This is a genomic window from Micromonospora pisi, assembly GCF_003633685.1.
Classification (GTDB): domain Bacteria; phylum Actinomycetota; class Actinomycetes; order Mycobacteriales; family Micromonosporaceae; genus Micromonospora_G; species Micromonospora_G pisi.
Genome location: NZ_RBKT01000001.1, coordinates 4,101,767 through 4,121,231 on the forward strand (window position 1 = coordinate 4,101,767; position 19,465 = coordinate 4,121,231).

The window sequence follows — 19,465 nt, forward strand, 5'->3', positions numbered from 1 at the left end:
CTACGGTCGGGCGATCGGTCCAGCAACGGGTCCATGGAATCGCACGATAGTCCCGGGACGGGCCTGGGCGAGTGGCAGCACGTCGTCGAGGACGGCGATCACCGGGTAGCCGCCGGTGGTCGGATGGTCGGCCAGGAAGATCAACGGCTGTCCATCGGCGGGCACCTGCACCGCGCCGAGGACCACGCCCTCGCTGGGTAGTTCGCCGGGGACCGCGCGGGGCAGGGCCGCCCCGGCGAGGCGGGCGCCGACCCGGTTGCTCATCGAACCGATCGTGTACGCCGTGCCGAGCAGTGCGCGTACCGCCTCGGGAGTGAACCAGTCCTGCCGGGGCCCGAGCCGCACCCGCAGGTCGAGTTCGGCCGGTGGCGGCACGTCGGGCAGGAAGTCCACCGGTGCCGGACCGGCGGTGACCGGTCCGACGGGCAGGGTGTCGCCGTCTGTGAGGGGCGCCGGTCCGAGCCCGGAGAGGGTGTCGGTGGCGCGGCTGCCGAGCACCGGCTCGACCGTGATCCCGCCGGCGATCGCGAGGTAGCTGCGTACGCCCTGACGGGCCGGCCCGAGTTCGACGACCGCGCCGGCCGGTACGGCAACCGGCCCGCCGGTGTCCACCGCTCGACCGCCCACCCGCAGTACGGCCGGGGCGCCGGTCACCGCGACCGTGCCGGCCCGGTGCAGCCGTACGGTGCAGCCGGTCATCGTGGTCTCCAGCGCGGCGGCGGGCTCGGGGTTGCCGACCAGTCGGTTCGCGAGTCGCAGCGCGTACGGGTCCATCGCCCCTGAGCGGGGTACGCCGAGGTGTGCCCAGCCTGGTCGGCCGAGATCCTGCACGGTCGTGAGGCCGCCCGCCCGCAGCACCTCGATCCACTGCGCCTCGTCCCGTCGCGCCGACTCGCGCGGCCCGCTCACGCTGGCACCAGCCGGACTCGGGTGCCGGGTACGAGCCGGGCGGGCGGGTCGCGGTGTACGTCGAAGAGCCGCATCCCGGTCCGGCCGACCAGCCGCCAACCGCCTGGTGACGCGCTCGGGTAGATCCCGGCGTACGGCCCGGCGAGGGCGACCGCCCCGGCCGGTACGCGGGGCCTGGGACTGGGCAGCCGGGGCACCGCCCAGCCGTCGGGGAATCCGTCCAGGTAGGCGAATCCGGGGGCGAAGCCACAGAAGGCGACCCGCAGTTCGGTGCCGCTGATCCGGGCCACCGCCGTGTCGACGTCAACCTGCCAGAGTTCCGCCACGGCGGACAGGTCCTCGCCGTCGTACACGGTGGGTACCTCCAGGTAGTCGCCGTCCCGGGAGTCGGCGGCCGGTCGCGGTGTCCAGCCGGCCACCAGTTCGGCCGCCTCGCCCGCGTCGGGTACGCCGTCGACCAGCACCGTACGGGCGGCCGGCACGATGTCGACGGCGACCAGTTCGCCGGCCTCCCGCCGCCGCCACAGTTCGGCCCGCCAGGTCTCCACCTCGGCGCTGTCCGCGCATTCGAGGAGCAGTGCGCGGGCGCCGACCGGTCGGATCCACATCCGGCTATTTTGCCCGAGGGGTACGGCCGGCGGGGACCAGCGACTCGGAAGTGACCCGATCCACTACTCATAGGTAACCTACGCTGTCGTAGCCTGGTGCGGTGACCACCTCGGCCTCGCCCCGGATCAAACCGGTCGACATCGGCAAGCCCCGAATGCGGGGTTGGCTGCACACCTACGCGTTCTTCGTCGCGCTCGCCTGCGGCGTCGTACTCTGCTGGCTCGCCGCCACCCGCCCCGGGTGGGCACCGCTGGTGAGCTGCGCCATCTACAGCGTCACCGTCTGTGGGCTCTTCGGCACCAGCGCGCTCTACCACCGTCGTGTGTGGACGGAACGCGGTTTCCAGGTCATGCGACGACTCGACCATTCGATGATCTTCGTCTTCATCGCCGGCACGTACACGCCCTTCTGCGTACTGCTGCTGCCGACCCGGAGCGCGACCATCCTGCTCTCGATCGTCTGGGCGGGTGCGCTGGCCGGGGTGGCGGTCAAGCTGGTCTGGCCGCACGCGCCACGCTGGGTCTCCGCCCCGCTCTACCTCGGCCTCGGCTGGGTCGCCGTGGCGGTGCTGCCCGACATCCTGCGGTACGGCGGAGTCACCGCGCTGGTGCTGATGCTCGCGGGCGGGGTGGCGTACAGCGTGGGTGCCGTCTTCTACGCGCTCCGCCGACCGAATCCGTGGCCCACCGTCTTCGGTCACCACGAGTTCTTCCATGCCTGCACGCTGATCGCGGCGATCTGCCACCACGTCGCGATCTACTTCGCCCTCTTCGCCTGACCGTCCCGTTCCGGGTTCGACAGGTTGCGGCGACCCGGTTCGCCGGCCCACATGAGTAACCGGCACGGACCGCGTGGGGGACGGTCCGCGCCGGCTACGAGGGGTGGCTCTGGGCCGGATCCTGCCGATCCGACCCAGGGCCCAAAACTCAGACAGGATGTCCCGGGCGCCGCACCTCGCGGTACTCCTCGACCACCTGGTCTTCGCGCACCGTCGGAACGACCCGGGTGTCCTGGACCGGGGTTGAGACAACCGTACGTCGCCGGCCGCGCCAGAGCCAGGCGGTCATGACCAGTCCGACCACGCCGGCGAGCATCAGGACCCAGCCGACAACGCTGAGATCGAGCCAACCGAGCTCGACGTCCACCGCGAACGCGAAGATTGCGCCCATCGCGATGAGGAAGATACTTCCACCGATACCCACTTTGTCGCCCTCCTTGGCTATCCGCTGCATTGGTCAGCCGCCGCGGCCACTTTGTGAGGTTGCGGCACAGAAGGACTTACCCACGCGCTTCATCGCCCAATCAGAACTTCCGCGCACTTCCGGCCCGCCTAAGGAGACGCCGGGCCGAAGGGCCGCCTGAGGAGACGCCGGGCCGAAGGGCCGCCTGAGGAGACGCCGGGCCGAAGGGCCGTGAACCAGCACAGCTATAAAGGTCATGACGACGACGAGCGGAGCGAGGAGACGCCGGGCCGAAGGGCCGTAAACCAGCACAGCTATAAAGGTCATGACGACGACGAGCGGAGCGAGGAGACGTCATGACCAAGCGTGTGGTGCTGTTGCGGCACGCCAAGGCGGAACGGCCGGCCCGGATCGCGGACTTCGAGCGTCCGCTCACCGCCCGGGGGTACGCGGACGCGGGTGCGGCGGGGGCCTGGCTCGCAAACGCGGGTCACCTGCCGTCGGCGGTGATCTGCTCCCCGGCGAAGCGGACCCGCCAGACATGGCACGGAGTGGCCCTGGGCATGGCCGAGACCCCGGTCGGTAGGGCCGGGGTCGAGGTCCAGGTGGGCGGCGGCCCGGTGGTGAGTTACGAGCCCGGGGTGTACGACGGTGACGCGTCCGAGCTGCTCGACCTGATCCGAAGGGTCGACCCGGAAATGGGCGTGGTGCTGCTGATCGGCCACAATCCGAGCATTTCCGGCCTTTCACAGCTCCTGGACCCGGTACACGCCGATCCGGACGGGCTGCGTACCAGCGGGATCGCCGTGCACCGGCTCTCGGCCGAGAGGTGGACGGAAATCGGACCGGGTCGGGCACCGCTCGACGGGGCACACACCGCCCGAAGCTGACGACCGGACGCCCCGGGGCGGGCAACCACCCTCCGAACAGGTGAGGTGGGGCGCCGGGACGGTTGCCAGGGTCAGGAGGGCGGGGCCTGCGGAGGTGGCGGATCCGGTGGCGGTGGCATCATCGCCGTCGGATGCGACAGCCGGTTCTCCTCCACGATCAGGGTACGAGCCTTCTTTTTGCTGGTTTGCCAGTACCAGAGTGTGGTCAACAGGACGGCCAGGCCGGCGAGCATGAACACCCAGCCGACCGCGCGTAGGTCCAGCCACCAGATGTTCGCCCTGATGGCGAACGTCATGATGGCTCCCAGTGCGATCAGAAATATGCCGCTACCGACGCCCATGTGCGCTGCACTCCCCCTGTGCGATGCTCCTGGGCTAACCTGACAAATCCCAACAAACTACTGGTCGTACCGCCTCCACAATAACGCGCTGGCCGACGAGCAGTCTTGCTCGTCGGCCAGCGTCCGCGCCGGTGCCACCCCTACCGGGTGAGGGCTACCACCCTGTTCAGAACGCCTCTTCCGGCAGGTCCATCACGTCAAGGTTGGTCGATTCGATGATGCGCCGGTCGGCACCGATCCGGGGCAGCACCTCGTGCGCGAAGAACCGGGCCGCGGCGACCTTGCCGGTGTAGAAGGACCTGTCCGCCTCCGACACCTCGCCGCCGAGGGCCCGCAGGGCCACTTCCGCCTGCCGCTGAAGCAGCCACCCGACGACCAGGTCGCCGACGGCCAGCAGCAACCTGCGGCTGTTGAGCCCGGCCTTGTAGAGCGCCCGGGGCTCACCCGCCTGTGCCTCACCCAGCCAACCGGTCATCGTGGCGAGGATCGTCTGCACCTCGGTGAGGGCCCGCCCCAGCGCCAGCCGCTCCTCCTTGAGCTGACCGTTGCCGCCCTCGGCGGTGATGAACTCCTGAATCTCGGAGGCCACCACCATCAGCGCCCGACCGTTGTCCCTCACGATCTTCCGGAAGAAGAGGTCGAGACTCTGGATCGCGGTGGTGCCCTCGTACAGGGTGTCGATCTTCGCGTCTCGGACGTACTGCTCCAGCGGGTAGTCCTGGAGGAAGCCCGAGCCTCCGAAGGTCTGCAGCGACTCGTGTCCGAGCAGTTCGTACGCCCGCTCCGAACCACAGCCCTTGACCAGTGGGAGCAGCAGGTCGTTGACCCGCTTCGCCTGCTTCACGCCGGCCTCGTCACCGGCGGTCTCGGCGAGCTTCACCTTGTCCTGCCAGCTGGCGGTGTAGCAGACCAGGGCGCGCAGCCCCTCCGCGTACGACTTCTGGAGCAGCAGCGAGCGACGGACGTCCGGGTGGTGGGTGATGGTGACCCGGGGGGCGTTGCGATCGGTGGCGAGCAGGTCGGCACCCTGAGCCCGGTTCTTGGCGTACTCCAGCGCGTTGAGGTAGCCGGTGGAGAGGGTGGCGATCGCCTTGGTGCCGACCATCATCCGGGCGTACTCGATGATCAGGAACATCTGCCGGATGCCGTCGTGCACGTCGCCCAGGAGCCAGCCCTTGGCCGGTACGCCGTGCTCGCCGAAGGTCAGCTCGCAGGTGTTGGAGACCTTGATCCCCATCTTGTGCTCGACGTTGGTGGCGAAGACGCCGTTACGCTCGCCGAGCTCACCGGTCTCCTCGTCGAAATGGAACTTCGGCACGACAAAGAGGGAGAGGCCCTTGGTACCCGGACCGCCGACACCCTCGACGCCGACCGGCCGGGCCAGCACATAGTGGACGATGTTGTCGGTGAGGTCGTGCTCGCCGGAGGTGATGAAGCGCTTGACCCCCTCCAGGTGCCACGAGCCGTCCGGCTGCGGGATCGCCCGGGTCCGGCCGGCGCCGACGTCGGAGCCGGCGTCGGGTTCGGTCAGCACCATCGAGGAGCCCCACTGCTTCTCGATGAAGAGCTTGGCCCAGCCGCGCTGCCGCTCGTTGCCCTCGACATAGAGGGTGTGCGCGAAGGAGGGGCCGGAGGCGTACATCCAGATCGGCGCGTTCGCACCGAGGATCAGCTCGGCCAGCGACCACCAGAGCGCCCGGGGCGCGTTGCTGCCGTCAAGCTCGGCCGGGAGGTCCATCCGCCAGAACTCGGAGTCCATCAGGGACTGGTAGGACTTCTTGAAGGCGGCGGGGAGCGGCGCCGTGTGGGTGGCCGGTTCGAAGACCGGCGGGTTGCGGTCGCCCTCGACGTAGCTCGCGGCGAGATCCTCGCGAGCCAGTCGGCCGACCTCGGCGAGGATGCTGCGGGCCGTGTCGACGTCGAAATCGGTGTACGGCTCCTGGCCGAATGCCTTATCCGCACCGAAGACCTCGAAGAGGTTGAACTCCAGATCCCGGATGTTGCTCTTGTAGTGGGTCATGTGCACGGCCCCGCTTCCGAACGTGTTACCGACCAGTAACCCCGACTGTATTACCCACGGGTAGGCCCGACAAGTTAATCGCAGAAGTGACGGCGGACACATTGCCGACAGAGCGCACCGAACCACGCCACGACCCGCCCGGCGGCCGGCGACCAGCCCGGCTCAGCCGTCGGAGGCGCCGACTTCCCAACTCGGTACGGGCACGGTGGTTACCGGACGGGGGCCGGAGTACTCCATCAGCACCAGGGCGATGTCGTCGTCCAGCCGGCCGTGCACCCACTCGACCAGCGCGGTCTCCAACGAGGCCAGCCCGTCCGCGACCGTGCCGTGCCCGAGCAACTGCCAGGCCCGGTCCTCGGTCGGGAAGAACTCGCCCTCCCGCCGCGCCTCGCCGAGCCCATCGGTGAAAAGCAGCAGCCGGTCGCCCGGTTCGAGCCGCTCGACCCGGGGCCGGACCACCGGCATGAAGCCCAGCGGCGGGGCCGGCGACGGCGGCTCCAGCGGGATCACCTCCCCCCGCCGCAGCAGCAGCGGAGCAGGGTGACCACAGTTGACGATGGTGAGGGTGCCGCCCCGCTCCTCGACCAGCGCGGCGGTGACGAAGTCCTCGTCACCGACGCTGCGGGCCACCGCCCGGTCCAGGTCGGCGACGATCGCCCGCAGGTCGGCGCGCTCGTACGCGACGTGCCGGTAGGAACCGAGCACGATGCTGGCGAGCCGGACCGCGTCCAGCCCCTTGCCGCGTACGTCACCGATCAGCATCCGTACGCCGTAGGGCGTGTCGATCACCTCGTACAGGTCACCGCCGATCTCGGCGGCGGCGGTCGAGGAGATGTAGCGGGCTGCGACGGCGAGCGAGCCGACCTGCGGCCCGAGCGGACGGAGTACGGCCTGCTGCGCCACGGCCGCCAGCTTCGACAACTCGGCGATCTGCTCGGCCTGCCGCTGACGGACCGCCGCCACCGCCGCCGCGACCCCGATGAAGAGCGCCACCCCGCCGACGTTGACCACGTTGCCCAGCTCGACGTTCTTGGCGCTCAGGGTGAACGCCGCCCCGATGCCCGTCGCCGCCGCACCCACCCCGAGCACCACCCGCCAGGAGGCGAACGCGGCGGCGAGGAACGGTGCCGCGACAAGCAGTCCGATATGGTCGGCCCGGCTACCGTCGGCCAGTTCGATCGCGGAGACGAGTGCGAGCAGCACAAGGGCCGCGCCGAGACCGGCGCGGGAACCAGAACTCAGCGGGCGGCGGCCCGTCGGCAAAAATTGCATGGGTACGCGGAACAGCATGCCTGATCGACGGGCACTGTTGAACGAAGTTGACCCCTCGTCTGAGTGGGTTCTGTCCACCTGGCCGGTGCCGCGCCGGGGTGCCAGCATTACGCACCGATCAGGGTGCTGGTCAGCACCGTGCGCGGCCGCGCCCGGCCCGCTTCCTCGCCGCCCGCTCCGGTCACCCGAGAATCTCGTACCGCACGGTGATCGCACCGAGGTCGGTGGAGGCGATCGCCGCGAACGCGGCCCGGGACAGGTCGAGGCAGCGGCCGTCGACGTACGGGCCACGGTCGTTGATCCGTACCACCACCGACTTGCCGTTGGCCGGGTTGATCACCCGTACCCGGGTGTTGAAGGCGAGCGTCAGGTGCGCGGCGGTGAGCGAGTCCGGGTCGAAGTTCTCCCCGTTCGCGGTCAACTGTCCCTGGTCGTAGAAGGAGGCTCCGCAGCTGCCGGTGCCGACCACGGGCGTCGTCGCGGGCTTCGGCTTCTTGGTCACACTCGGCTTCGGGCTGGCTGCCCGGGTGTTGCCGCGCGAGGCGCGGGCCGGGGTCCGGGTGGCCTGCGGGCTGACCGAGGGCGACGCGCTGACCGAGGGGGCCAGCGTGGGCAGCTCGGTGGCCGGGCTGCTCGGCGCCAGGGTCGGTACGGCAGCGTCGGCGACCGGGGCGGTGGACGTCGCGGGACTGCTGGCGAGGTGGATGCCCCCGATGGTGCCGCCGACGGCGAGCGCCACGCCCAGCGCGACGCTGGCGGTGAGGCCGGCCGGCGACTTGAATGTACGAACCAGGGGGTGCTTCTCCGTCACCGACCTGTCCTTCCCGTAGACGACAAGATGAAGGTCGGAAGGTAGCGAGAGGAGCACTTCGGAAGTCAACGTGATCATGCTCTTTTGCCCGCATTTGCGGTGAAACGTGTAACCGATCGGCCGACCTGCCCTGGGCCGGTCGTGCCCCTACCGCAGGATGGCGCAAATGCCCGCTGAGCTGAGCAAACGGCTGGCCGACCAGTTCCGCTGGATCGATCCCGGACCCGCCAGCACCCACCTGGTCAGCGACATGTCCGGCTGGTGGCGCGATCCGGAAATACTCGCAGAAATCGGGCCAGCGCTCGCCGCTCTGTTCCGACCCGAGCACCCCACCCTCGTGATCGCCCCCGAGGTGACCGGGCTGATGCTCGGCCCACTGGTGGCGACCGCGCTCGGCGTCGGCTTCCTACCCGCCTACAAGAACACCGGCGACCGGCGGATCGCCGAGCCGACCACCTGGGCCACCACCCCGACGGATTACCGTGGTCGGCGGCTCGCCCTCGGCGTACGCGACCGGCACCTCGGCCCGGAGGACCGGGTCCTGGTCGTCGACGACTGGGTGGCCAGCGGCGCCCAGGTACGGGCCCTCTACCAGGTGGTCACCGCCCGGGGCGGCACCCCGCTCGGCACCGCCGCCATCGTCGCCGACTGCCCCCTGGATCTCGCCCGCGAACTGCGCGTACGGAGCCTGCTCGACGGACGTGACCTCGGACCGTAACCAGCGCTTCCGGAACGTCGACCACGCACTTGACTTCAACTATGGTTGAACTTCGACTCTTGAACGCATGACGATCGACACGCTCGATGAGGCGTACCGCCGGCTGCACCGCACCGGACCGGAGTTCGAGGGCTGGCTCAGCAACCACGGCCCGATGGCCGTCGAGGCGCTCGTGCACCACGGCCACGACGCGGGAGTGCACCGCTGGCTCGACTCCTATCTGGACCGGCTCGACGAGCTACCGCGCGGCGTCAACCCGATCGACGACTGGCGGGCCGCGCTCGGCGACCCGAAACGCACCGGCGACTGGCTCGCCTACTTCGCCCGTACGGTGGCCGAGACGCCCTGGCGTACCGTGCTCGCCACCTGGTGGCCCCGGTTGCTGCCGGGCATCGCGGCCAGCGCCACCCACGGCGTCATCCGGGTCGGCCACGCGGTACGCGCGCTGCGCGACCACACCACACCGGATCGGGTCACCGAACTCGGCCAGGCGCTCGCCTACTGGGCCGCCCGCTGGCAACCCGTGCCCGGCGCCGGAGCGGCGGCGGGGACCAGTGGCGTCGCCGACGCGTCGGACCGACTGCCCCGGGTCCCGTGCCAGGACGGCGGCATCCGGGACCGGCTGACCCAACTTTCCGACGTACCGGGCTGGCCGACGGCACTCGCCGGACTGCGCCCGCCGACCGGACCGGACGACGCGCCACGACTGCTCGCCGAGGTGGTGCACCGGGCCAGCCTGGACTTCCTGCGCTTCGGCCACGCCAACCCGGTGATGCTGGTGCACACGGTGACCGCACCAACCGCGGTGCTGCGTACGCTGCCGGAACTGGCGCCGGAACTGTGGCTGCCGAGCCTGGACGCGGCCTGGTCCGCGACAGCCGCGGTCACCGCCGCGTACGCGCCGGCGGGTGGCGCGACGCCGCCACCGATCACCGTCGACTCGGCCGAGGAGGCGTTCGACCGGGCCAGCCGCAACGGCGACGAACACGTGGTCAAGCTCGCCGACGCGGTGGTCGACGTCTACGCGGGTACGGGCGACCGGAGTGCTCTCGCCGCCGCCGTCTACGCCGCCCAACTCATCTGAGTCCGGGAGCGTATCGGCGGCAGCCGGGGGAGGACCGGCCTAACGCAACTGGGGCAGCAGTTCGGTCGCCACCTCTTCGAGCACGGCCTCGTCCCCGGCGTACCAACTCGACTCACGGGGCCAGTGAGTGATCACGTCGGTGAAGCCGAGTTCCGCCGCCCGGCCGACCGCGTCGGCGAAGAACCCGGCGCTGGAGAGGGAGAAGACCGGTGCGGCGTCCAGCGACAGGTAGCGGTCCAGGGTGGACGGGTCGCGGCCGGCGGCTTCCAACGTACGGTCGAGCTGACCGCTGAGTTCGACGACCGTACGCCACCAGGCCGCCATGTCGTCCCCGCCGAGTCCGGTGGTGACCCAGCCCTGACCGAACCGCGCGACCAGCCTCATCGCACGCGGCCCGTTCGCGGCGACGACAAACGGCACCCGAGGCGTCTGTACGCAGCCCGGGTTGTTCCGCGTGTCGACCGAGGTGAACCACTCGCCCCGCCAGTCGACCCGGTCCTGGCGCAGGATCAGGTCGAGCAGTTCGGTGAACTCGCTGAACCGGTCCACCCGCTGCCGGGGCGGCAACGTCTCGCCGCCGAGCACCGCCGAGTCGAACCCGATCCCGCCGGAGCCCAGACCGAGCAGCACCCGCCCGTCGGAGATGTCGTCCAGCGCGGTCACCTCGCGGGCGAAGTGCACCGGGTGCCGGAAGTTCGGGGAGGCGACCAGGGTGCCGAGCTTGATCCGCTCGGTGACCATCGCCGCCGCGGTGAGCGTCGGAACGGAGTCGAACCACGGTCCGTCCACCAGGTCACGCCAGCCAAGATGGTCGTACGTCCAGGCGTGGTCGAAACCCCACGCCTCGGCCTGGCGCCACCGGCGCTTCGACTCGGACCACCGCTGGTCCTGGAGGATGACGATACCCACGCGCATGATCGGAAGCCTACGGCCTCGCTCCGACCAGGGCGGCCCAGCGCTGGCGACCCCCGGGGTGGCCCCCACCACCGACGGGTACCTACATCACCTCAGATCGGATGACACGGGGTGAAGCACGCGCATAGCGGGCGGATCGGTGCCCGGACCGGTAGCGTCGGTCGGGTGATCGCCCACGACCGGCGCCCGCGCCATCCGCAGCCCGCCGAGGTTCCAGTAAACGCCTCCCCGACCGGCGACCCCGCACCCCGGGACGGAGACCCGACACCCCGGCCCCGGGTACGACGGGACAACACCGAGCGGTACCAGTGGGAGAAGGACCGGGTGCTGCTCGACGAGGCGGGGCGGCGGGAAACCGGCGGCACCGAGCACGACACCGGACTGGAAACCGCCGACCTGCGCTTCCACAGCGAGTACGACCGGATCGCGGCCGACGAGGACCTGGCCGCCGCCCTCGGTCTGCGTACCGGCACGCCGCTGCTGCGCCGGATCTACTGGACCAGCTCACGCCAGCGCGGCGCCGCACTCTCGGTCTCGCACTCCTACCTGCCGTACGAACTCGCCGCGACGAATCCGGCGCTGCTCGACCCCGCCAACGAACCCTGGCCCGGCGGTACGCAACACCAGCTCTTCACCCTCGGCATCGAACTGGACCGGATCGTCGACGAGGTACGCGCCCGACCCCCGTCCCGCGACGAGGCCGACCTGCTCGACCTCGCCCCCGGTGATCCGGTCCTGGCCGTACGCAAAACCTCGATCGACACCGACGGCAGGGTGGTCGAGGTCGCCGACGTGGTCTTCGCCGGTGACCGGACGGAACTCGCCTACTCGACCCCGTTGGAAAGGTGGCAGCGGTGACCCGGGTCGTCTCGGTCATCACCCCGGTGCACTGGCCCAGCCTCGGCTACCTCGCCGGGGCGTACGAGTCTCTGGTCGGGCAGGAGATGCCGGACGGGTGGGACTGGCAGTGGCTGGTCCAGGAGGACGGGCAGGACGCGCTCCTGGTCGACCAGCTCCCCGAGATGGATCCCCGGATCAGCCCCGGTAGCGGCCGACCCGGCGGGCCGGGCGTCGCCCGTACCCTCGCCCTGTCCCGGGCCGAGGGAGAACTGATCAAGGTGCTCGACGCCGACGACCAGCTCACACCCGGCGCGCTCGCCCGGGACATCGCGGTGTTGACCGGTGAACCGGGTGTCGGCTGGACCACCGCCGGGGCGCTCGACCTGCTCCCCGACGGCTCCACCGAGCAGTGGCCGCAGAACCCGCCCGAAGGGCTGATCAACCCGGGTGACGTGCTCGCCTTCTGGCAGGCGAACGACTACGGGCTGCCGGTGCACCCGGCGACCCTCTGCATCCGTACGGAACTCCTGCTCGCCCTCGGTGGCTGGATGGCGCTACCCGCCTCCGAGGACACCGGCCTGCTGCTCGCCGCGAACACCATCAGCCCCGGTTGGTTCATCGCCGAACCCGGCCTGCTCTACCGGAAGTGGCCCGGCCAGATGACCAGCCAGGCGACCCACCGTGAACCGGCCGAGCACACCGCCCGGATGCGGGTCGTCGAGGCCCGCGCCCACGCCATCCGCGACCTGCTCACCTGACCCGCGCGCCTGCACGCGGGCTCGTCAGCGGAACTCGTGTACGACCTCGATCGGGCCGACGATGTGGCGGTTGAACTCGTCCAACTCCTCGGCGGGCACCCAGTTCGAGGATGCTCTCACCACCGACCCGCCGTACGGGATAGCGGGTCAGGAACTCCGCGTCGACGTGGAACCGGGTGACGTACCCGACGCCTGAACTCGGGACGTTCCAGTCCCGGGCGATCATGATCGCGTACTCCTCGTTCAGGACCGGGTAGAAGATCGGCTGATCCGGCAGGCGCGGTGGCCACGAGCACCAACCCGATTCCCGTACGAGATCAAGCTCTTCCGGTCCGGTCGGACGCCACAACTCCGTCGTCGTCCCGAGGGCGTCGCTCTCCACCATGGACGTTTCCTCCACCTACGGCAGTTGCACCCGAGGGACGATCAGTCGATCGGGTCGCCTCGCTTGTCACGCTTTCGCTTGGTCACGTCCTGAACCAGTCCCGCCGCACCGATCGCGAGGACGAAGGCCATCACCACCAGCCTCAGGAGCCACCAGCCTCCGGCACTGATGGCCCGGGCGCCACCGATTACCGAAGCCGCGATGAGGATCAGTGCCGGGGTGACGCCAGACGGATCACGCCGATGATGCCGGAAACCGGCTGTCAGCTACCCGCGGTGGCTCCACGCAGCGATCCTCGCAGTCGTCCCCATGGGCCTCGTCGAGGCTGACAGGGCGTGAGTCGTGGGTGAAATCCCTTTACTGTTGCGGCGTGGAAATCTTGTCGTTCGATGTCTCGGCAGGGCAACCAGCAGAGGCATACGGCAGCGTCGGCGTTACGGCTCAAGCACTGTTTCGTGGAGAGGCAGTCGCTGTCACTGTGCTGCACGTGGCAGCGGGTGGTGAGGTCGGCCGTCATCCCGCGCCGGTGGACCAGCTCCTGGTGATCACGGCAGGACATGGTGTCGTGCAGGCCGGTAGTGGTGATTGGGAAAACGTTGGTGCCGGGCAGGCGGTGGTGTGGCTCGCCGGTGAGGAGCACACCACCAGAGCGGTTGCCGACATCACTGCTGTGGTGATCGAGATGGCGGCGGCGTTGTAGCGTTCGCCTTCAACGCCGATCGCTCGTGGATGGCCCGACCAGGCCACGGGTTGGAACATTGAAGGCCCCGGTTGGGACTCATGTCCTGACCAGGGCCTTTCGCGTGGAGCGGGTGACGGGAATCGAACCCGCACTGTCAGCTTGGGAATTGGACCAAGACTGGTCCTGGTACGGCGATTCGCCTGGTCAACATGGTCCCCGGTGGCCTGGTTCGGCCTGGAGTTACACCGGCTTATGGCCCGTGGGTGGCCCGGTACGCCGCTCGCGTACGTATGCCCCGCTACCGCGACCGCTGCCCGTCGGTAGGGCCACTCTCGACCTGAACGACCTCGGACGCCGGGATCTTTGCCACCAGTATTTCCACGCGGCCGGGCTTCGGCGAGGGCCAGGACGTCACCGTCACCTCCGACAGCTCCTCCGGTGACGCGTCGACCAGAATGCCGAACAGGTAATGCCCGTCCTGCACGCTATAGGCGTCGGCCCATAGCTCCATCTGATTCCCCGTTTTCAGGTCGACAAGCCATCGCGAGGGTGGTCCGGCGGCGTACTCCACGGCGATAGACGCTACGCGCCGCGAGTTGGTCGGCTGGCCGCGGTGAGGACCCGGTGGCAAGCCAGTCCGGGGTTTGGACTGGCGCGGCAGGCGGAAGCCCGGACCACGACGACGGCCAGCCCCGCCGGCTTCCGTACCGGTCTGGCTGGGTACGGAGCTACGAGAACCTGCCTGGCCCACCGAGCTGTACATCGAGGTCGCGGAGCAAGGTACCGAGCCGGGAACTGGCTCCGGCGGGCATCGGAAGGATCGGGCGGCCGGCGGCCAAGTGCTCGCCTAGGTCGTAGAGGGCGTCACGAAGATTCTCGGCAGTTGCTCGGTCAAGCGTCAGTTCGATGGGGTCAGCCACGCTGCGACCGTAGCGGCCGAGCCAGTCGGCGGGCGCGGCCGTTCCGGCGGCTCTCGGCGGCTTACCGCCCCGGCGCCGAAGGCGTCCGGGGCGGATCTCGCCGGGCGGCACACCGTGCCCGCGCCGCGCGGAGCGCGGGCGCCTTGATTCAATACAGATCTATTCGGCAACGACTGCAACCGAACAACCGTCATTCACCACCAGGCGCATCTCGTTTCCGCCACTTGATTAGCTCAAACACTTCAGGAATACCGCACACCTCAGCATGCAACTTATTGAGAGCGTGGGCGAAATTCGGCCCGTTCACGGAAGCCCAACTGACCCCGTACTTTCCAAGCTCTTCGAGGTGCAGCTTGTACGAAGCCGACACCCTGGATATTAGATTCAAGGAGACAAGTCCGCGCAGCGTTGCCGCGTAAATTCGATTTTCTCCAACAACCAATCTGTCCAGCATTTCCCAGTAAATCATCGGATTATTTTGCGCGCCACGATGGAACGCCCGAAGGATTCGACGTAGAGCAAACAGAACTTGAAAGACCGATTTAGGGTCAAGAATATCACTAGAAGAAGGCAATACATCCGTACGCAAGTACTGCTTCCACTGATGCCAAGCACTACTCCAGTGCACCCACAGGGCTTCCGAAGCATACGCCTTCACAACGATCTTAGGATCATGCTTAGCCTCGTTTGCAACCAAAATGACGCTGGCGACCCCTTGGCGGCTATCAGGGGAAACAGCCAACCGTTTCCCTCCGAATTCTATAGTCTCCGCCACCACAAACACGCGCGGACCGACTTCGACCTCGTCACCTCTTGCCGCAAGAACAACTCCATGGTGGGAAATGATTACACAACGAGAGACAGGTGAGAAGATTTCCAGAACACCACTGATATTGGTCAACTTGAAAGCAAGAGTCGAGTTGGCTAGCCCCGTTTCAGGGTCCTCTTCCACGAGAGTCAGCGAAGTTAGATCCCCAACACAAGAAATATATGCCATGGGATCCCCGGTCGCACCTGCAACGTGGGACTTCATCGCGTCATTGACATGTTCCTCGGCTATCCAAGCGATCGGATCCCCGACATTTTCGCGGGCACGATCTAACGGAATCTCGCGAGATAGGGCATGAACGAAATGCGCGAAAAATGGCCCCGGCGGAGGGCATGCCGCTAGTAGTTCCGGTCGAGCCATCCCTTGTATCTCACGCAAGGGAGCAGTCGCAATAAACGCTCGAACGTAATCACTAAATACGGTATTGGCGAACATACGATGACGCAGGAAGGGGTGATCAGGAAGAAACGTCAGAATGCGTTCATCATACTTTTCCCGATCGGCCGACGATAGGCCAGCTGGAGGTATGATGTCTACTTCACTCGCGGTAACATACTCGAGTAGCCTAATGATTTGCTCATCCCTCTTGTAGAGAGATACCAGATAACCACTTGGCCCTACCAATAGCTCGGCTAGTTGCGCCTGCGCCTTCCGTGTCTCCCGATCAAGAATCCCTTCGACCACTTCGCGCAAAAGCGCACCCCGCTGCGACTTCTCTGCCGAGGCCGAGAGGCCGAATCCCTTGACGATAGGAGCGTTGCTCGGGTTGTCTACAAGCAAATGTTCCGCCAAGACCAGCAGTACGGGCGGATAACCAAGGAAGTCCGCCACAAAGGGCCAAATACTGGCAACCGTTTCGAAGGACTGTGCTCCGATCGCGGTCGCGATACCACCGAGGACCTCATCCCGCATTTTCCCGAAGGGGATAGGATGAGTCCTGTGTACTCGAAATGGAGCATCCGCCAACCGCTTATTATCCAGTTCTAGGTCAATAAGCTCAACGCTTTGACGGTAGGTTAGCGGTGCAATGCTGACAACCGTAGACTTGAGGTTCAGATCGTCCAAGGCTAGATATGCAGTCTCCACTGTATCACGGCGACCAAAAACGACTACCTGGCCGGCAGGAGCATGCCCTCCTAATAGGTTGGCGATATTTGCCAGGAATGCAAGGAAGTGTTCTCGCCCAGCCGCCAACTGCGCCTCATCCAGCGCATCCAGCACCAAGGCACCTTTTCCCGTGCGTAGCGAGTTGACAAATAAGGGCGCCTGTTCCCAGCCCAAAACACGCGCGAGAAGGCCCGTCAGGCTATCGCTACCCACTGGCAAGCGGCTCAGATCCACTATCGGCGCCGATAGTTCATGCGCCAATGCCCGAGCCGCCATCGACTTTCCCATCGCACCCGGCGCCGTCACCAGAATAACGTGGTATTTTGTCAGATCGTGATCGGACATCATATCCGGCCACACATAATTCTCTGGCTGCCCAGAACGAAGCTCGAAACTTCTATCGACGCCCGTCTGAACCAATTCGAGCGTCGACATGGGTAGCTGACGAACCAAGTCAACGAGGGGTGTGTTTTCACTCACCCCAGGACTGTATTACATCTTAAAGATCAAATGTGACATCCGAGATGATCGTCGACATAATCCAGAACATATGTAGCGTATGGAAAAATGGTTGCCAAAACGGCTATACCTGACATTCTCTGACTAGCGAGCCCCCGGCAAGGTTATCGACGTGGCCAGGTCTCTCAAATTAGCCCTAGACCAGATAAACGCATTTTTCGGAACCATCCGCCGATACAACTTTAAAATGACCATCTGGAGCTAACTTCTGAATCATGGAAGCCATTCGTACTGCGCGATTTAGCGCTTCAGTCCGGGTGCCACCCTGGCCTGCGGCTAGCCGAGTCAGAGCCTCGTTGGTGACGAAAGTGAGATTGAAGGTGACCTTAACAAGCCGAGGTCTTGGCTCACTCATCGGCGCGAGCATATTTCTCGACTCCTCGATTCTGGGTGGCGCACAGTGAAGCTCACGAGAGCCTAGCCCCTAAGTGGTGCTACATGGATCGGTGTGACCGTAAAGGTAGAGGCATCGCCCCTGAGTGGGAATGATGGTGCCGCAATAGACGGGGTGCTGATTGAGTTGATCGTCTTCGAGACTAACGGCGGTGTCGGTCGAATCGAATTCCGGAATGAAGGTGAGGAAATCTGCGAGCCTTTCGGCCACTCCGAGCGCGGTCCCGAGCGTGGGGGCCTTGAAAGGGATGTGGATGACGAATCGCGAGTCGGGCTGTGACAGGTCCACGAGCGGTAGTGGGCGCTGGGTCGCGGTTGGCGTGATTGAGTTCCTTGGTGGCGGACCGCTTGCATAGCGTGCATCAGTCACGTTCTGGCTCCTTGGCGTCGTTGCGGTCGGGGTGCGGGTGCCGGCGGGGGACCTGACCCGCACCCCGACTGGTGCTGTCGTACGCACCTGCCCTCGCGGCCCTTGCGGCGAGCACGAGAGCAGGGCCGTTGTCGTACGACGTTGGGTAGTCAACCGGCGACGGCTCGTACGTCGCGCCTGCCCTGGCAGACCCCTCGCGAACGTCTAGGGCCTTCGCGAAACGTCCTGTGACGGCCTTGCGACGTCCCGTCGGGGGAACGTCCAATAGAGATATGAATGAACGTCTGCGGACGGTAATGGTGCGACGGGGCGTCGCGGTTGAGGACTTGGCCGGTGAGTGCGGCGTCGATCCGAAGACAGTCGAGCGGTGGATCAGCCTGGGCCGAGTGCCACACCGACGGCATCGGTGGACGACGGCGCGGCGACTGGGTGCGGAAGAGGCGTACCTCTGGCCTGACGTGCTCGCTTCGGTTGCTGCCAAGCGGGGCGAGGCGAGCAGGGCAGAGCTGATCGAGGTGTTTCCGGATCGGGCGTCGGTTCCGCGTGAGACGTGGCTACGGCTGTTGACCGAGGCGCAGGAACGGGTGGACGTGCTGGTCTTCTCCGGGACCTTCTTCGCGCAGATACAGCCGCGCGTCGCCCGGATGCTCGCTGATCGTCTGTCGGCCGGTGTGCAGGTGCGGCTCTGCTTCGGCGACCCGAACAGCGATGCGGTGACGGTCCGGGACCGGGAGGAGTGCCTAGGCGGCACGCTCGCTGCGAAGATCCGGGCGTCGCTGACGTACTACCGGGACATCGCGGGGATGGACGGCTGCGAAATCCGGTTGCACCCGACCACCCTCTACAACAGCCTGTTCCGGTACGACGACGAGATCCTGACGAACCCGCACGCGTACGGTGAGGCGGCCAGCGCCAATCCGACGTTCCATCTCCGTAAGGTCGATGGTGGCAGCCTGTTTGATCACTACGTGAGTAGCTTCGAGCGGGTGTGGGCTACCGCGATGCCGTGGCTGGGTACGGAGGTCTGAGCGTGGGACGTGTCGAGTACTGGAACGACCCGAACGCACCGAAGGCAAATACGCTCGTACCGGCGTGTGGGGTCCTGGCGGTCGACGACCAGGGCGCGATCCTGCTTCAACGGCGCCGCGACACCGGTCAATGGGCGTTGCCGATGGGCAAGATGGAGATCGGCGAAACTCCGACCCAGTGCGCGGTCCGGGAGACCCGGGAGGAGACTGGTGTTGACGTTGAGGTGATCGGCATCCTTGGCGTCTACTCCGACCCCGGTCACATCGTGGCCTACACCGACGGCGAGGTCCGCCAGGAGTACGAAGTGACTCTGTTGGCGCGCCCAATCGGCGGCGTCCCGGCCGCAAACGACGAGGCAAGCGAGGTGGGCTGGTTCCCGCCGGACGAGCTGGCGGCGCTGGACATCCACCCGACAATGCGGCGGCAGATCGTGGACTACCTCGACGGCCGGCTGCCACATGTCGATTAAATTCGGCGACTTGCCGGAAGTGGTGATTTTGTGACCCTGAAGAGGCCGCGCTGGAAGTTTTCGCCCGATTCCGATGGCTGGTGGGAAGCGCGGCGTTACCCCGCAGCGAGCGAAGCGTTAATTGCGGCGACGGAGTTCCTTGCTGATGACCTTCATAGCTCGAAATGGCTTGCAAGGTTCACGGAAGCTTGGGTAGAGGGTGCGGCAATAGATCCGGACTTCGCCGGAGGATGCGAAGGGCTTGATTTCGATCTCGTCGACTCAAGCGTTGTGCGGGTCAGCTGGCATTTCAACAATTATGCAGACACGACGCTCAGCCTCACCGACTTCAAAGCGATGTTAGAGGCCATGCATCAAGCCATGCTCAAGCGTGAAGATCCATAAGTCGTCGTATGACTCGTGCAGCGTGTTGAC

Annotated in this window: 21 protein-coding genes and 1 pseudogene; 10 read left to right on the forward strand and 12 right to left on the reverse strand. The window is 66.8% G+C overall.

Annotated features, from left to right (window positions below):
• Positions 1 to 909, reverse strand: a complete 909-nt coding sequence (locus tag BDK92_RS17325; protein ID WP_121157648.1) for a 5-oxoprolinase subunit C family protein — start codon at positions 907 to 909, stop codon at positions 1 to 3.
• Positions 906 to 1,517, reverse strand: coding sequence for a 5-oxoprolinase subunit B family protein (locus BDK92_RS17330; protein WP_121157649.1), 612 nt, complete (start codon positions 1,515 to 1,517; stop codon positions 906 to 908). Before BDK92_RS17330 ends, BDK92_RS17325 begins: the two co-directional genes overlap by 4 nt.
• Before the next feature lie 101 nt (positions 1,518 to 1,618).
• Here BDK92_RS17330 and trhA point away from each other — a divergent pair, with 101 nt between their 5' ends.
• Positions 1,619 to 2,296, forward strand: coding sequence for a PAQR family membrane homeostasis protein TrhA (trhA, locus tag BDK92_RS17335; protein ID WP_121157650.1), 678 nt, complete (start codon positions 1,619 to 1,621; stop codon positions 2,294 to 2,296).
• Positions 2,297 to 2,444: 148 nt separating this feature from the next.
• Here the strand turns inward: trhA and BDK92_RS17340 are convergent, their stop codons facing one another.
• Positions 2,445 to 2,720, reverse strand: a complete 276-nt coding sequence (locus tag BDK92_RS17340; RefSeq protein WP_121157651.1) for a DUF6458 family protein — start codon at positions 2,718 to 2,720, stop codon at positions 2,445 to 2,447.
• Positions 2,721 to 3,055: 335 nt separating this feature from the next.
• Between BDK92_RS17340 and BDK92_RS17345 the strand changes: the two genes are divergently transcribed.
• Positions 3,056 to 3,589 carry a SixA phosphatase family protein gene (locus tag BDK92_RS17345; RefSeq protein WP_121157652.1) on the forward strand — a complete coding sequence of 178 codons (534 nt, stop codon included), beginning with the start codon at positions 3,056 to 3,058 and terminating at the stop codon, positions 3,587 to 3,589.
• A 71-nt stretch (positions 3,590 to 3,660) separates the two neighbouring features.
• On the opposite strand, the gene BDK92_RS17350 is transcribed toward BDK92_RS17345, so the two are convergent.
• From BDK92_RS17350 to BDK92_RS17365, 4 genes are all read right to left on the reverse strand, one after another.
• A complete protein-coding gene (locus BDK92_RS17350) occupies positions 3,661 to 3,930 on the reverse strand; it encodes a DUF6458 family protein (protein ID WP_121157653.1) in 270 nt (89 codons plus the stop codon).
• Positions 3,931 to 4,096: 166 nt separating this feature from the next.
• Positions 4,097 to 5,950 (reverse strand): acyl-CoA dehydrogenase, encoded by a 1,854-nt coding sequence (locus BDK92_RS17355; RefSeq protein ID WP_121157654.1) that lies wholly within the window; start codon positions 5,948 to 5,950, stop codon positions 4,097 to 4,099.
• A 162-nt stretch (positions 5,951 to 6,112) separates the two neighbouring features.
• On the reverse strand, positions 6,113 to 7,240 hold the full coding sequence (locus BDK92_RS17360) for a PP2C family protein-serine/threonine phosphatase (protein ID WP_121157655.1): 1,128 nt from the start codon (positions 7,238 to 7,240) through the stop codon (positions 6,113 to 6,115).
• Positions 7,241 to 7,403: 163 nt separating this feature from the next.
• Positions 7,404 to 8,033: a septal ring lytic transglycosylase RlpA family protein gene (locus BDK92_RS17365; RefSeq protein ID WP_246017091.1), complete on the reverse strand. Its 630-nt coding sequence runs from the start codon at positions 8,031 to 8,033 to the stop codon at positions 7,404 to 7,406.
• Between the two features lie 166 nt (positions 8,034 to 8,199).
• On the opposite strand from BDK92_RS17365, the gene BDK92_RS17370 reads away from it, so the two are divergent.
• Both BDK92_RS17370 and BDK92_RS17375 read left to right on the forward strand, forming a co-directional pair.
• Positions 8,200 to 8,751, forward strand: a complete 552-nt coding sequence (locus BDK92_RS17370; protein WP_121157657.1) for a phosphoribosyltransferase family protein — start codon at positions 8,200 to 8,202, stop codon at positions 8,749 to 8,751.
• Positions 8,752 to 8,824: 73 nt separating this feature from the next.
• Positions 8,825 to 9,835, forward strand: coding sequence for a questin oxidase family protein (locus tag BDK92_RS17375; RefSeq protein WP_170208871.1), 1,011 nt, complete (start codon positions 8,825 to 8,827; stop codon positions 9,833 to 9,835).
• Positions 9,836 to 9,874: 39 nt separating this feature from the next.
• Here the strand turns inward: BDK92_RS17375 and BDK92_RS17380 are convergent, their stop codons facing one another.
• Positions 9,875 to 10,750 carry an LLM class flavin-dependent oxidoreductase gene (locus BDK92_RS17380; RefSeq protein WP_121157659.1) on the reverse strand — a complete coding sequence of 292 codons (876 nt, stop codon included), beginning with the start codon at positions 10,748 to 10,750 and terminating at the stop codon, positions 9,875 to 9,877.
• 165 nt (positions 10,751 to 10,915) lie between these two features.
• On the opposite strand from BDK92_RS17380, the gene BDK92_RS17385 reads away from it, so the two are divergent.
• Both BDK92_RS17385 and BDK92_RS17390 read left to right on the forward strand, forming a co-directional pair.
• Positions 10,916 to 11,608: a UTRA domain-containing protein gene (locus BDK92_RS17385; RefSeq protein ID WP_246017092.1), complete on the forward strand. Its 693-nt coding sequence runs from the start codon at positions 10,916 to 10,918 to the stop codon at positions 11,606 to 11,608.
• Positions 11,605 to 12,348 carry a glycosyltransferase gene (locus BDK92_RS17390; protein ID WP_121162315.1) on the forward strand — a complete coding sequence of 248 codons (744 nt, stop codon included), beginning with the start codon at positions 11,605 to 11,607 and terminating at the stop codon, positions 12,346 to 12,348. Before BDK92_RS17385 ends, BDK92_RS17390 begins: the two co-directional genes overlap by 4 nt.
• Positions 12,349 to 12,372: 24 nt before the next feature.
• Here the strand turns inward: BDK92_RS17390 and BDK92_RS17395 are convergent.
• A pseudogene (locus BDK92_RS17395) lies at positions 12,373 to 12,733 on the reverse strand (hypothetical protein).
• Between the two features lie 370 nt (positions 12,734 to 13,103).
• On the opposite strand from BDK92_RS17395, the gene BDK92_RS17400 reads away from it, so the two are divergent.
• Complete coding sequence (locus BDK92_RS17400; protein WP_147457031.1) at positions 13,104 to 13,433, forward strand: cupin domain-containing protein; 330 nt, start codon at positions 13,104 to 13,106, stop codon at positions 13,431 to 13,433.
• Between the two features lie 280 nt (positions 13,434 to 13,713).
• On the opposite strand, the gene BDK92_RS17405 is transcribed toward BDK92_RS17400, so the two are convergent.
• From BDK92_RS17405 to BDK92_RS38435, 3 genes are all read right to left on the reverse strand, one after another.
• The gene (locus BDK92_RS17405; RefSeq protein ID WP_147457032.1) at positions 13,714 to 13,986 is read right to left on the reverse strand and encodes a hypothetical protein; all 273 of its coding nucleotides are present in this window, start codon (positions 13,984 to 13,986) and stop codon (positions 13,714 to 13,716) included.
• A 539-nt stretch (positions 13,987 to 14,525) separates the two neighbouring features.
• Positions 14,526 to 16,751 carry a hypothetical protein gene (locus BDK92_RS38430; protein WP_147457033.1) on the reverse strand — a complete coding sequence of 742 codons (2,226 nt, stop codon included), beginning with the start codon at positions 16,749 to 16,751 and terminating at the stop codon, positions 14,526 to 14,528.
• Between the two features lie 463 nt (positions 16,752 to 17,214).
• Positions 17,215 to 17,553, reverse strand: a complete 339-nt coding sequence (locus BDK92_RS38435) for a hypothetical protein (protein ID WP_147457034.1) — start codon at positions 17,551 to 17,553, stop codon at positions 17,215 to 17,217.
• 386 nt (positions 17,554 to 17,939) lie between these two features.
• Between BDK92_RS38435 and BDK92_RS17415 the strand changes: the two genes are divergently transcribed.
• The 3 genes from BDK92_RS17415 to BDK92_RS38440 are packed head-to-tail and all read left to right on the forward strand — an operon-like array spanning position 17,940 to position 19,435.
• Positions 17,940 to 18,581 (forward strand): XRE family transcriptional regulator, encoded by a 642-nt coding sequence (locus BDK92_RS17415; protein WP_246017093.1) that lies wholly within the window; start codon positions 17,940 to 17,942, stop codon positions 18,579 to 18,581.
• 2 nt (positions 18,582 to 18,583) lie between these two features.
• On the forward strand, positions 18,584 to 19,051 hold the full coding sequence (locus BDK92_RS17420) for an NUDIX hydrolase (RefSeq protein ID WP_121157665.1): 468 nt from the start codon (positions 18,584 to 18,586) through the stop codon (positions 19,049 to 19,051).
• Between the two features lie 30 nt (positions 19,052 to 19,081).
• Complete coding sequence (locus BDK92_RS38440) at positions 19,082 to 19,435, forward strand: hypothetical protein (protein ID WP_147457035.1); 354 nt, start codon at positions 19,082 to 19,084, stop codon at positions 19,433 to 19,435.
• Positions 19,436 to 19,465 lie beyond the last annotated feature (30 nt).

Excerpts from the sequence above, each read along its gene's own strand:
- BDK92_RS17350 (WP_121157653.1), bottom strand. The coding sequence starts at position 3,930 with ATGGGCGTCGGTAGCGGCATATTTCTGATCGCACTGGGAGCCATCATG.
- BDK92_RS17355 (WP_121157654.1), bottom strand. The coding sequence starts at position 5,950 with ATGACCCACTACAAGAGCAACATCCGGGATCTGGAGTTCAACCTCTTC.
- BDK92_RS17380 (WP_121157659.1), bottom strand. The coding sequence starts at position 10,750 with ATGCGCGTGGGTATCGTCATCCTCCAGGACCAGCGGTGGTCCGAGTCG.
- BDK92_RS17330 (WP_121157649.1), bottom strand. The coding sequence starts at position 1,517 with ATGTGGATCCGACCGGTCGGCGCCCGCGCACTGCTCCTCGAATGCGCG.
- BDK92_RS17360 (WP_121157655.1), bottom strand. The coding sequence starts at position 7,240 with ATGCTGTTCCGCGTACCCATGCAATTTTTGCCGACGGGCCGCCGCCCG.
- BDK92_RS17370 (WP_121157657.1), top strand. The coding sequence starts at position 8,200 with ATGCCCGCTGAGCTGAGCAAACGGCTGGCCGACCAGTTCCGCTGGATC.
- BDK92_RS17345 (WP_121157652.1), top strand. The coding sequence starts at position 3,056 with ATGACCAAGCGTGTGGTGCTGTTGCGGCACGCCAAGGCGGAACGGCCG.